10 protein-coding genes are annotated in these 12,498 nt (G+C 65.8%); 3 read left to right on the forward strand and 7 right to left on the reverse strand.

Annotation, left to right across the window (positions count from 1 at the left end):
• Positions 1 to 45: 45 nt before the first annotated feature.
• Positions 46 to 2,214: a primosomal protein N' gene (locus tag QBJ92_RS10225; protein WP_277969680.1), complete on the forward strand. Its 2,169-nt coding sequence runs from the start codon at positions 46 to 48 to the stop codon at positions 2,212 to 2,214.
• 91 nt (positions 2,215 to 2,305) lie between these two features.
• On the opposite strand, the gene QBJ92_RS10230 is transcribed toward QBJ92_RS10225, so the two are convergent.
• The 3 genes from QBJ92_RS10230 to QBJ92_RS10240 all read right to left on the reverse strand — a co-directional run bounded on the left by QBJ92_RS10230 (position 2,306) and on the right by QBJ92_RS10240 (position 5,388).
• Positions 2,306 to 2,563: a hypothetical protein gene (locus QBJ92_RS10230; protein WP_277969593.1), complete on the reverse strand. Its 258-nt coding sequence runs from the start codon at positions 2,561 to 2,563 to the stop codon at positions 2,306 to 2,308.
• On the reverse strand, positions 2,560 to 3,777 hold the full coding sequence (locus tag QBJ92_RS10235) for a PepSY-associated TM helix domain-containing protein (RefSeq protein ID WP_277969594.1): 1,218 nt from the start codon (positions 3,775 to 3,777) through the stop codon (positions 2,560 to 2,562). Before QBJ92_RS10235 ends, QBJ92_RS10230 begins: the two co-directional genes overlap by 4 nt.
• 117 nt (positions 3,778 to 3,894) lie before the next feature.
• Positions 3,895 to 5,388 (reverse strand): DUF389 domain-containing protein, encoded by a 1,494-nt coding sequence (locus tag QBJ92_RS10240; protein ID WP_277969595.1) that lies wholly within the window; start codon positions 5,386 to 5,388, stop codon positions 3,895 to 3,897.
• 185 nt (positions 5,389 to 5,573) lie between these two features.
• On the opposite strand from QBJ92_RS10240, the gene QBJ92_RS10245 reads away from it, so the two are divergent.
• Complete coding sequence (locus QBJ92_RS10245; RefSeq protein ID WP_277969596.1) at positions 5,574 to 7,160, forward strand: S1C family serine protease; 1,587 nt, start codon at positions 5,574 to 5,576, stop codon at positions 7,158 to 7,160.
• Here the strand turns inward: QBJ92_RS10245 and QBJ92_RS10250 are convergent.
• From QBJ92_RS10250 to QBJ92_RS10265, 4 genes are all read right to left on the reverse strand, one after another.
• A complete protein-coding gene (locus QBJ92_RS10250) occupies positions 7,149 to 8,036 on the reverse strand; it encodes a CPBP family intramembrane glutamic endopeptidase (protein ID WP_277969681.1) in 888 nt (295 codons plus the stop codon). The genes QBJ92_RS10245 and QBJ92_RS10250 overlap by 12 nt on opposite strands.
• 61 nt (positions 8,037 to 8,097) lie before the next feature.
• Complete coding sequence (gene ada / locus QBJ92_RS10255; protein WP_277969597.1) at positions 8,098 to 9,135, reverse strand: bifunctional DNA-binding transcriptional regulator/O6-methylguanine-DNA methyltransferase Ada; 1,038 nt, start codon at positions 9,133 to 9,135, stop codon at positions 8,098 to 8,100.
• A gap of 59 nt (positions 9,136 to 9,194) precedes the next feature.
• The gene (locus QBJ92_RS10260) at positions 9,195 to 9,869 is read right to left on the reverse strand and encodes a dienelactone hydrolase family protein (RefSeq protein WP_277969598.1); all 675 of its coding nucleotides are present in this window, start codon (positions 9,867 to 9,869) and stop codon (positions 9,195 to 9,197) included.
• Positions 9,870 to 9,937: 68 nt separating this feature from the next.
• On the reverse strand, positions 9,938 to 11,719 hold the full coding sequence (locus QBJ92_RS10265; RefSeq protein WP_277969599.1) for a methyl-accepting chemotaxis protein: 1,782 nt from the start codon (positions 11,717 to 11,719) through the stop codon (positions 9,938 to 9,940).
• A gap of 220 nt (positions 11,720 to 11,939) precedes the next feature.
• Here QBJ92_RS10265 and QBJ92_RS10270 point away from each other — a divergent pair, with 220 nt between their 5' ends.
• Positions 11,940 to 12,494, forward strand: a complete 555-nt coding sequence (locus tag QBJ92_RS10270; protein WP_277969600.1) for a F0F1 ATP synthase subunit delta — start codon at positions 11,940 to 11,942, stop codon at positions 12,492 to 12,494.
• Positions 12,495 to 12,498: the final 4 nt, after the last annotated feature.

Here is a 12,498-nt window from a genome sequence, read left to right on the forward strand (position 1 = left end):
CAGCTCCCCTTTGCACCCGCCCCCGCAACCCGCCATATGCCCCCTATGTCCCGCGCCCGCGTCATTCTCCTTAACGCCGCCCTCGGGCCGCTGGACTACCGCGTCCCGCACGGCATGAGCGTCGAACCCGGCTCGATCGTCGTCGCCCCGCTCGGGCCCAGACAATTGCTCGGCGTGGTGTGGGAAAGCGAGCACATGCCCTCCGACGCCGAGGTCGGCGACAATCGCCTGCGCAACCTCGTCAGCGTCCTCCCCGTCCCCCCGCTCGCCGCGCCGCTCCGGCGACTGGTCGAATGGACCGCCGATTATTACCTTGCCTCCCCCGCCTCGGTCGTGCGGATGGCGCTCGCCTCCACCTCCGCGCTGGAAGGCGCGAAGACGATCGTCGAATATCGCGCGACCGGCACGCTCCCCGATCGCCTCACCCCCCAACGCCAACAGGCGCTCGAACGGATCGGCACGACGCAAGGGTTGATCCGCGAACTCGCCGCGATCGCCGAAGTCTCCGACGCGGTGATCCGCGGGCTCGTCAAGGTCGGCGCACTCGAAGCGGTCGAGGTCGACATCGACAGCCCCTTCCCGCGACCCGACCCGGCCTTCGCCGCCCCCGCGCTTTCCGCCGACCAGCGCGCCGCCTCGGGCGTCCTCGTCGCGGACGTCGCCGCAAAGGCGTTCAAGCCGACGCTGCTCGACGGCGTCACCGGATCGGGCAAGACCGAAGTCTATTTCGAGGCGGTCGCCGAGGCGATCCGCGAAAACCGCCAGTCGCTCGTCCTGCTCCCCGAGATCGCGCTGACCGAACCGTTCCTCAAGCGCTTCGCCGCGCGCTTCGGGGTGCAGCCGGTCGCGTGGCACTCCGGCCTGCGCTCGTCGCAACGCCGCCGCGCGTGGCGCGCGATCGCGAGCGGTCAGGCGCTCGTCACGGTCGGCGCGCGCTCGGCGCTGTTTCTGCCCTACGCCAATCTCGGGCTGATCGTCGTCGACGAGGCGCACGAGACAAGCTTCAAGCAGGAGGAAGGCGTCCATTATCACGCGCGCGACGTCGCGGTGATGCGTGGCAAGTTCGAGCAGATCCCGGTCGTGCTCGCCTCCGCCACCCCCGCGATCGAGACGCGCCAGCAAGTCGCGAGCGGCCGCTATGCCGAGGTCAAGCTCCCCGGCCGCTGGGGGGCCGCCGAGATGCCGTCGATCCAGGCGCTCGACCTGATTGCAGACCCGCCCGAGCGCGGGCGCTGGATCGCGCCCAAGCTCGTCACCGCAATCGGCGAGACGCTCGCGCGGCGCGAACAGGTGCTGCTGTTCCTCAACCGGCGCGGCTACGCCCCGCTGACCTTGTGCCGGACGTGCGGGCATCGCTTCCAGTGCCCCAATTGCACCGCGTGGATGGTCGAGCATCGGCTCGTGCGTCGTCTCGCCTGCCACCATTGCGGCCATACCGAGCCGGTCCCGCGCGTCTGCCCCGAATGCCAGAACGAGGATACGCTCGCGGCAGTCGGCCCCGGGGTCGAGCGGATCGCGGACGAAGTGGCGGCGATGTTCCCCGATGCGAAGACTGCGGTCGTCACCTCGGACACCATGTGGTCCCCCGCCAAGGCCGCCGAATTCGTCGCGCGGATGGAAGCGCATGACATCGACATCGTGGTCGGCACGCAATTGGTGACCAAGGGCTATCACTTCCCCAATCTGACGCTGGTGGGGGTGATCGACGCCGATCTCGGGCTCGACGGCGGCGATCTGCGCGCGAGCGAGCGGACCTTCCAGCAGATCATGCAGGTAGCGGGCCGCGCCGGGCGCGGCGCGAAGCCGGGGCATGTCTTCATCCAGACGCACAGCCCCGATGCGAGAGTGATGCGCGCGTTGGTGTCGGGCGATGCCGAGGCGTTCTACACCGCCGAGACCGAGCATCGCCGCGAGGCGGGCGCGCCGCCGTTCGGACGGTTCGCGGGGATCGTCATCTCGAGCGAGGATCAGGGCGCGGCTTTGGAGACCGCGCGGGCGATCGGGCGTTCGGCGCCGGTGCATGAGGCGATGGAAGTCTATGGCCCCGCGCCTGCGCCATTGGCGATGCTGCGCGGGCGACATCGCTACCGGTTGCTGGTCCACGCGCGACGTGCGTTCGATGTGCAGGACATGCTGCGGGCGTGGCTCGGCGGGGTGGACTGGCCGTCGAAAGTGCGGGTCGTGGTGGACGTGGACCCGTACAGCTTCGTGTAAGCCCCCGTCAGGAACGAATTCTTGACCACGCCTACTTAGCGAAGGCCGAACCCAAGCAAAACGGCGAAGCGAGCGAGGGTGACGGGCAGGCTTACTCCGCAGGCACCTGTTTTCGCGGCATGGCCGCGAACGATGATATGACACCAGCACGCGCGACCGATCGAACGGGTCGCGGCGCACGCGAGGCGTGGCCGGTCCTCGCCATCGCCCATCCCACCGCAACCACCGGGATCGCCAGCGCGGTCCACGCCGCGGCGTCGCGCCAACCTTCACCGGTCAATGCCGTTACCAGCCCGAACACGGTTGCCAGCGCAATCAGCGTCGGCACGGCAAAGGTTGATCGGATCATCGTGAAATACCCTTCGATGCGATGGTCTGTGCGGAGACTGGCAGTCTCGGGACCGAGGTCGCCGACACGGAATGATCCTCGCGCCGCCCCATCGGATCGCGGAGACCCTTCCGACGTGCGATCCAAAGATAGACGCCGGACCCGAGCACGACGATCGTGAACAGATCCAGCACCGCCCACAACAGCTTGAGCGGCAGCCCGCCGTAATCCCCGAAATGCAATGGCCGCGACAGTGACAGCGCCTTGAAATACCACGGCATCGGCCGTGCATCGGTCAGCTGGCCGGTTTCCGCATCGACCAGCGCGGTCGTCAGCAAATTCTCGGTCAGCGGCGTCGCGCCTTGGAAGAAGACCGCGTAGTGATGCCCGCTGCTATACGATCCGCCCGGGAAGGCGATGAACTGCGGGTTCATGCCGGGGATCGCGCGGCGCGCAGTCGCCATCGCCACGTCGATCGACCCGTAGCGCGACGGCGGCAGCGCTGGCCGGCCCGCGTACCCCCGCGTCATATCCGCGAGTTCGTTCGCCTGCCACAGCGTGGTGATTGGCGTGACGAACGCGTTGATGACCCCGGTCAGCCCGACGACGGTCATCCACGCAAGCGCGACGATGCCGACAAGGTTGTGATAGTCGAGCCACTTGACCCGACGGCTCCGCGCCGTTCGCAAGGTTCCGAAATCAAGCTTTCGCATGAACGGCGCGTACAGAACGACGCCGGAAACGATGGCGACGAAGAAGATCAGCCCCATCACGCCCAGGAACAGTTCGCCCTTCAGGCCAAGGAACATGTCGATGTGGAGCTGCAGCAGGAATTCGGTAACCATCCGCCCGCCCGCCTTGCCGTCCGCGACGATCTCGCCGGTCAGCCGGTTGATTTGCTGTATCTTCATACCGCTCACCGGGACGTCAGGGCGTGCGCCGGTGGTGACCGTCATCAGCGGGCGATCGTCATAGAACGCCATGTACAAGGGGACTTCGCCCGGTCGCGCCGCGAGCGCCGTTGCTAGAATCGAATCGAGCGATCGCAGTTCCGGAGCGTCGCGCGAAGCAGGAATCCCTTTGATCTGCGATGCAGGGTCGCCGCCGATTCCGTTGATTTCGTCATGGAAAATCAGCGGTAGCCCAGTGATGCACAACATCAGAAGGAACAGCGTACAGACCAGGCTCGTCCACTTGTGCACCTGCGCCCAGACACGGACCGTTGGGGCGGTCACCTTGGGCAGCCAATGTGAGTATTGCGACGCATTCTCAGCAACTACCGCGATCGCTTGTTGCGAGCAAGTCGCAATCTACCCGTGACACGGTTTGGATCTGAGCCCCGGCCTCTCCCGTCAATCGGTACGCGCGATTACAGTGGGTTCGTCCCAACGGAGTCGCAACCGGCCACCGGGTACCCCCGTTCGTGCCGCCCCGCCCCGACTCGCAATCCCCTCCGCAACCGCGCGGCGTTGCGCGAACGTACCGCCATCGACCAGCAACGGTCGTTTCAGCCGGTCGGAAGCCCAAGCGGCGGTATCGAGCATTCCGCCATCGACGACGCCTTCCACGACCGCCACCGCGGGCAGCGGCGCATTCGCCGGGGGTGCCAACGTCACGCTCCATTTCGCCGTCGCGCGTGCCGCACGCGTTTCCAAGGCACGATAGCCCGCGAGAGGTAGTCCCGGAAGCGGTGCCGCGGTCGCGCTGAGGCGCTGGTTGACGGAGTCGATCGTCACCGCGGCCTGATCGACCCCCGCGATCAGCGCGAGATCCGCGACCGCATGCTGCTGTCGCTCGGAATCCGTGGGTCCGGTCGCTCGGCTGGCTTGCGCGATCTGTGCGGCCTCGACACTGCCCCCGTCGGGCGAAACGCGCACCTGATCGACGTGGACGTCGATCGGTCGTGCAAGCCGCTTGCGCAGATCGGCAGCGAGGATCGCATCCGCCTTCGCATCGAGCGTTGGCGTCAGGACGACGGCGCGAATCCGGATCGGATCAGTGCTGTAATCGATTTCGAGCTGGCTGAGCCGGGACGGATTGGCGAACCGTTCACTAATCGTCTCGCGCACTTGCCGTCGTGCGACCGATTCGAACGCGATCTGGCGCAAGGCGGACCCGAGCGGCAGCGACAGCAACCCGACCGCGACGATGAACAACACCAATTGCCACCCGGTGTGCTGCGGCGAAAGATGGCTGCCGAAACCATAAACGCGCGCGACCATCGCCGCGGTCAGCGCGATCGTGATCGCGTTGGTCAAGAACAGCAGAAGCGCGCCCGCAAACACCGTCCAGTTGAGCGTCGCAATCCCGAACCCGACGACCACCAGCGGCGGCATCAAGGCGATCGCGATCGCCACGCCCACGACCGTGCCCCCACGGCCGCGGATCAGCGCATAGGCGCCCGCAACCGCCGACAGCAGCGCGACGAGCAGATCGAACAGCGTCGGGCGTGTTCGCCCGGCGATTTCACTCGTGATCGTCTGGATCGGCGAAAGCGACACAAACAGGACCGATAACGCAACTGCGATGACCGATCCGGCGACCAAAGCAGTCGCGGATCGACGCATTTCGCGCGGATCGACGGTCGCGATTCCGAACCCGAGCCCGATGATCGGCATCATCAGCGGCGACAGCAGCATCGCGCCGATCAGCACCGCAACCGACGGCATCAACAGCCCGAGAAGCGAAATCGCGGCCGAAATCACGATCAGGAACGCATATCGCCCGGACCATCCGGAATCCTCGGTGATGTGGCGCAGGACCGCGTCATGATCCACGCCGCGGATGAACCAGGCATTCCACCGCTGTTGTAAACTCACGAGGTAACGTGCTGTCGCTACGGCCATTTCTGTATTCCTCCGCCGTCCAAGGAGGCTTTCGCTAGGGCAATTTTCGTCGAGATGCGACCTTCAAGCGCCCGGCCAGAGCGCTCGGCTGATGCCGTCCCTGCGTACCACACGCCCGCCCGGCGCCCCGTTTCCTCGATTTCCCCTGTCTTCCACGGCAGCTTCCTGCCAGAATCGCGAGCATCATGGCTTTCGCATCTTTCTACTGCCCAACCCCCTTCCAGCCGCGCGCCAAGGTGTTGCTCGCCGCGCTGGTGCTGATGCTAGCGACGCTGTTCGCTGGCGCCCCGGCCCGCGCCGACGATATCTCGGCCACTGCGCGCAGCGTCGTCCGCGTCGTCACCATCGCGATCGTCGATGACGAGGTCGTCGGTTTCGGCCACGGCAGCGGCTTTGCGGTCGCGCCCAACCGGATCGTCACCAACGCGCATGTTGTTGAACTCGCGGCGCGTTACCCCGGCAACGTGGTCATCGGCGTCGTGCCGTCGGAAGGAACGAAGGGCTTCGAAGGCAAGGTTATCGCGATCGATACGGTCCACGATCTCGCGCTGATCGAATTCACCGGCGCGCGTCTGCCGACGGTCGCGCTCTATACCGGCCCCGTCGATGAGGGCAGCGCCGTCACGGCATTGGGCTACCCAGGCAACGTCGATCTCGCGACCGCACGATCAGCCGCCGATTACATCCATCCCCTGGCGCCGATCCGAACCGGAGGCGTCTTCTCCGGACGGCGACAGATGGAGGGGACCGCGGTGATGCTGCACACAGCGGGCATCGCGCGCGGCAATTCCGGCGGCCCGCTGCTCGACCCGTGCGGGCGCGTGGTCGGAGTCAATTCTGCGATCACGCAAGGGGAAGAAGGCGACGCCAATTTCGGCTTCGCGATCGCGAACAGCGAATTGGCGGCCTTCCTTGCGCGTGCCAAACAGCCTTACGCCGCGGTCGGCACGCAGTGCACCAGCATCGCGGACATCGACAAGGCGGATCGCGACGCAGACGCACAAGCGCTGGGTCTCGCAGAGGTAACCAGACGCGACGCCGCGGCGCGTGCCGCTCTGGCGCAGGAAGAGGCATTTGCCGCCGCGCGGATGACTGCAGACCGCCACCGCGAGAACATCATGGCGATCGCCACGCTGCTGCTGGTGCTCGGCGCGATGGGAATTGGCGCCGGAACGCTGTTCGAAATGCAAGGCAAGCGCAGCGCCGCAATTTGGGGCTGGAGCGGTGGCAGTGCGTTGATGCTCGGCGCGATCATCGTTTTCGTGCTCCGCCCGACCGGCGAAACGCTGCTGCCCAAAGGCACCTCGGCGCCATCCCCGAGCGTTTCGATCACGCCTGTGTCGTCGACCAAGGCGCTCGGCAAGCTGGTGTGCCGGTTCGTCCCGGATCGCAGCCGCGTAATTTCCTCGCAGACCACCGATGTCCCACTCGACTGGGGCACGGCGGGATGCATGAACGGGCGCACGCAATACGCAGAGAACGGCAGCAAGTGGGACCGAATCCTGGTTCCGGATCAGGACCAGACCGTGTCGCTGATGCAATTCGACCCCGCCACCCGGCAATACGTCACGCGGCGGTATTTCCTGTCGGCGGAGCAAATGGACACGATCCGCAAGATCCGGTCGCAAGTGACGCTGAAAGCCTGCTCGCCCGATGAGGCGGGACGCGCCAACCTGGCAACGCAACAGGCCGCGATCCGGACCGCGCTACCGCCGCAACCTAATGAGAAGATCGTCTACACTTGTGCGGCCGACAGCGGGTCAGGCGGCTAAGCGCCCGCGCTTCCACACCGGCGCAACGAATCGCCCGCGTCGGTGCGCCGCGACCAGCAAGGCTACCCCGAACGCGGTGTCGATCAGCACCGCCGGCACCGACGCTTCCGCACCGAAACTGCCCCCGGTCAGCCACGCGGGCCCCTGCACCGAAGGCACGAGCAAGCCCGTCTGCTTGAAGCCCGACACCGCAATTCCGTAAAGACCGCCCTGCGCGAAGTTCCAAGCCGCATGGAGGCCGATCGCCGCCCACAGCCGCCGTGTCAGCATGTACACCGCGGCGAGCATGACGCCCGCTTCCAGCGCGATCGCGCAAGCCGCCAAAGGCGTCGCGCCGGGGTTCCCAAGGTGGAGCGCACCAAACAACGCCGCAGACAGCGCAAGCGCGATCCAGCTGCCCAGCAGCCGTTCTAGCAACCGAAAGAACAACCCGCGGAGGACGATTTCCTCGATCACCCCGGACAGGATTGCCATTGCCGCCGCCGGGTACAGCGCCGCAAATGCACCCATCCCTACGACGCGGTACCCCCCAAACGCCGCGATGACGCCGATCACCGCACTGAACAGCAGCAACCCAGCAACCAACCCGGCCCCCAGTTCGCGAGCCCAGCCGCTCCGCCCGAACTCGACCACCGGTCGCCGTTCGATCAGCCGCACGAACGCGACATAGGCGCCCGCAATCAGCGCTGCGAAGGCGGCGGCTTGCAGGATGCTGACCGGTGTCCCCTTCAACGGGGGCGACAGCTTCGCAAACATGCTCGCGACGATCTGCCCGCCGAAGACGAAGACGAACCCGATGAACAACAGCACCAGCGGAAAGTGGATGACGCGCCAGATCCGACTGTTCGGCGGCGTGTTCGGCTCGGTCGGCAACATGGTCACTGGTTCCCCCATTGAAGAGCCACGCTATCAAGCATGACCTTCCACAGGGCAACGCTCAGTCAGGTCGCTCGCGCTCTTGCAAGACGATCTTGCGGTCGACGCCGTACGCGTATCCGCCAGGCGTCCCGTCGCCGCGCTGAACGCGGTGACAAGGCACGACGATCGCGACCGGGTTAGCGCCACATGCCGTCCCCGCCGCACGGACTGCCGCCGGGTTGCCGACCATCGCGGCAAGATCCGCGTAGCTGCGCGTCTCGCCCCGCGGGATAGCCCGAAGCGCTTGCCAGATCGCTTCCTGAAACGCCGTGCCCCGCACGTCGAGCGGCAAGTCCTGATCGCGTTCGGGCGATTCTACGCTCGCGACGACTTGGGCAGCCAAGGTCGCCAGCGCGGCACCGCCTTCGACGATCTCCGCATTGGGAAACCGACTGCGGAGCGCGGCGACGTCCTCGTCGAACGAAACGCGGCACAGTCCCTTGTCGGTTGCCGCGACGAGCATCTTCCCAAGGCTGGTGTCCGCGATCGTCCAGCGGATCGTCACCCCCGCCCCGCCGCGCCGCCACGCGCTGGGGCTCATCCCCAACCGCTTCGCGCCATCCTCGTAAAAACGGCTGGGCGCGGAATAGCCGGCGTCGTAGATCGCAGCGGTGACGCTCGCCTCCTGCGTCAGTGCGATCGCGGCACGACGCGCGCGCAGGGCACGCGCATAGGCCGCGGGAGTCACCCCCGTGGCGCGCTTGAACAGGCGGTGGAAATGGTGCGGCGCATATCCGACCTGCAATGCGAGTTCATCGAGACCGAGCATGTCCTCCGCCGCCTCCAGCAAGGCCACGGCGCGCGCAATCGCAATCCGGTCGCGCCCGACTTCGTCGGGTTTGCAACGCAGGCATGCTCGATAGCCTGCCGCGCGCGCCGCGGCAGGATCGCGGTAGAAGCTGACATGTTCCCGCTTGGGATGACGCGCCGGGCAGCTCGGCTTGCAGTAGATGCCGGTGGTCCGCACCGCGCCGACGAAACGTCCGTCGCTTTGCCGATCACGCGCTTCGAACGCGGCCCAGGCGATATCAGGATCGAGAAGAAAGGTCTGCGTCATGCAGACGGCTATACGCTTCGGCGGAATGCCAGGACATCCCGCCGTTTGCGTTCAAAGCGTCAACCGCCGTTCGCGGCGAACAGATCGAGCGTGCGCTGCCTGGCGAGCTTTGCGCTCTCGGCATCATAATCATCGCGGCGATCGGAATTGAAGCCGTGTCCGGCGTCGTACAAATACACCGTCGCGTTGGGCCAATCCTTCGCGATGACCTTCTCAACGCCCGCCAAAGGGATGTGATCGTCCTTCTTGCCGAAGTGCAGGATCGTCGGAACCTTGGGCTCCTCATCCGCCGCATCCGGAATCATGCTACCGTAGTAACCGGAGACGGCCGCAACATTGCGAAGCTGTGTCGCCGCCATCCAGGCGACCGAACCGCCGTAGCAATAGCCAACGACGAACACCGGCCCCTTGTCTGCCAGCGCGTCGATGCACGTCTGCACATCGGCAAGCGTCAAATCGAACGGATGCAGTTTGCTGGCAAGCTCGACCCCACGCGCGAACCCGTCGCCCGAATATTCGGCTTCGAACCCAGGGTGCTCGCGGTCGAACACTGCGGGCGAAAGCACTTCGAAGCCATCCGCGGCATAGCCGTCGCACAGGCTGCGGATATGATCGGTGACGCCGAAAATCTCCTGGACGAGCACCAGGCCACCACGGCGGTGGCCAGTGGGTTCCGCATGATAGACGGCAATCTCGGCACCGTCGGACATCGGCATTCTGATCATGGCGGGCATATGCAACTCCTTTACAAGGCGGTGTCCATAGCGCGTCGACGACGCCACGCTAAACCTTTTCCCGCGGTTTACGCAGCGCGCACGTCGGCGATCAGTCCGTTGATCTGGCCCCGCAAGGCCTCCACCCCGCCGGCAACATCCGCCGCAGTGCGAGTCACTGCGTCGGCGCTGTGGCGCGACAGTTCGGCGCGGTCGCGCAGCGTTTGCATGTTCGCGGCGGCGTCAGCGGTGCCATCCTCGACTTCCGCAATGGCGCTTACGATCGCCTCCGTCATTCCGCGCTGCTCGTCTACGGCGCGGGCAACATTTGCGGAGGAGCGGCCGAGGTCTGCCACCAACCCGTCGACCGATTCGATCGTCGCCAGAACGGTGTCGCTCGCGACCCGTACCGCCCTTAGATTGCCATCGATCCGACCCGCCGCGAGTTGCGTCTGGCGCGCTAGGCTCTTCACCTCGTCGGCAACGACCGCGAACCCCCGCCCGGCATCCCCCGCGCGCGCCGCCTCGATCGTGGCGTTGAGCGCAAGCAGGTTTGTCTGCCCCGCCACGGCTGCGATCATGTCGAGCACGAGCGAGATCTCGCCAACCAAAGTGCCAAGGGACTCCGCATGTTCGTGTCCCTCGAGTGTCCGAGTACGCGCGGTCGCGGCGCTCGTCCGCGATTCGTTCGCTTCGCGGCTGATCTGCTCGATCGCCCCTGCCAGCGCCGAGGCCGAATGCGCGATCGACCGAGCGCTGCCCGCGCTTTGCTCGGTCAGCGCCGCGGTCGCCAGCGCCTGCTGCTGCGTGGCCCCCGCTTCGTCCGCCAATGCAGCGGCCATCTGACGCAAGGCCGGTCCTGCCGAGGCTAGCGTCTGGACCGATCCCCGCGCCTCCTGTTCGAACGCCTGAAACAACGCTTCCAGATGCGTGGTCCTCCGGGACCGAGCGGCAACGTCTCGCCGTTCCCGGTCGTTCAGAGCGTCCGCGGTGCGTCGCGCTTCCTCGCCCGACTTGCGGGCCGCGATCGACCGGTCTCGTGCGAACGCGAGCGCGCGCGCTATTGCCCCGATCTCGTCCGTCCGGTCGAGCGCAGGAATGACAACGTCGGCGCGGTCGAGCGTGATATCACGCGTCACCGCAGCAATCTCAGCGAGCGGTCGTTCGACCCGCCGCGACACCATCCGCATCCCCCACCACGAAACGGCCATCGCGCCCAAGGTGATAATCGACATGAACAGGTACACGGTGCGAAAACCCTGATCCAACGCAGTACGCTCCTGCAGCGCATCGTCCCGCAACGCCGCGATCAGTGTTGCGCTCGCCCCCGTGAGAGGATCGATCGCAGCATATAGGGCGCCGCTGAGGAAGAAATCGAGCTGATCGACACGGCCTGACCGCAACAGAAGCAGCAGTTTGTCGAGCGCAGCATCGGCATCGCCCCGAGCGCTGGCAACCTCTGCAACGGCCGCGTCGCGGCGGGGATCGCGCTTGTGTCGGGCGAAAGCGTGCCAATTGGTGTCGATCTGACTGCGAGTTTGTTTAATCAATTCGATGGCGCCGACCGCACTCATATTGCCGCTACGGACTTTGTTCGCCGTCAGCAACGCCGTGGTGTAGCCCGCCGTGACGGACTGCAATTCGCCGATGGGATACAGTCGATCCTGCACCAGGACCGAGACGCGATGGCTGGTGGCCAGCGTGGTACCAAAGAGAGTGACGGCAAACAGCACTTGCAGCGCGAGCAAAACCCCGACGACACGCCGCAGTTGCGCGCGAATGTTGCGTTCCCCCTCCCCCCATTGGATGAGCAAACGTCGCCATTGCTGGCGCAGGTGGCGGGTCAACGGCAAGGATGATGCGCTGGTCATGGCGCCGCTATTGCGCACTCAAGCGCTGACAGATCGTTAACGGAATATTACAGTTAGATGAAACTCGGAACGGCATCGTACCGTTTCGGACACATTTCAGCGCACGGCTTGCATCCCCGGCGACCCGATGCTAGCGAACCGGCAACCCATCTGGAGGCGCGTTTCGTCGCCTTCATTCCCCGTGGGGCCACCTAATGACGTCCAAGAGGATCCCAATCGCGTGGAGACATCCGGCGGTATTCAAGCAAGCTTAAGCGGACGTTATGCCACCGCATTGTTCGAGCTTGCCCGAGACACTCGTAGCATCGACGCGGTCGAGGCGAGTCTTGGTCGTGTGCGTGAAGCACTGGCCCAGTCAGACGAGTTCGCAGCGCTGGTCGCCAACCCGGTGATCTCGCGCGCGGCCGCCGCCAAGGCAGTCGCTGCGGCCGCCGAGATGATCGACGTGGACGACACGACGAACAAGTTCCTCGGCGTCCTCGCCGACAACCGTCGCCTTGCACAATTGCCCGCCATCATCCGCGCGTTTCGCGATCTGGCAGCACGCCACCGCGGCGAGACGACCGCAGAAGTCACGTCGGCGCATCCGCTTTCGGACGATCAGGTCGACGCGCTCAAGCAGCAGCTGCGCACCCGCATCGGCACCGACGTTTCGGTCGACCTGTCGGTCGACCCCGCACTTTTGGGAGGGCTGGTCGTGAAGATTGGCTCGCAGATGATCGATTCGTCGATCCGCACCCGTCTCAACACCCTCGCGCACGCGATGAAAGGCTGAAGTC

The sequence above is a fragment of the Sphingomonas echinoides genome (assembly GCF_029623395.1).
Lineage (GTDB): Bacteria > Pseudomonadota > Alphaproteobacteria > Sphingomonadales > Sphingomonadaceae > Sphingomonas > Sphingomonas echinoides_A.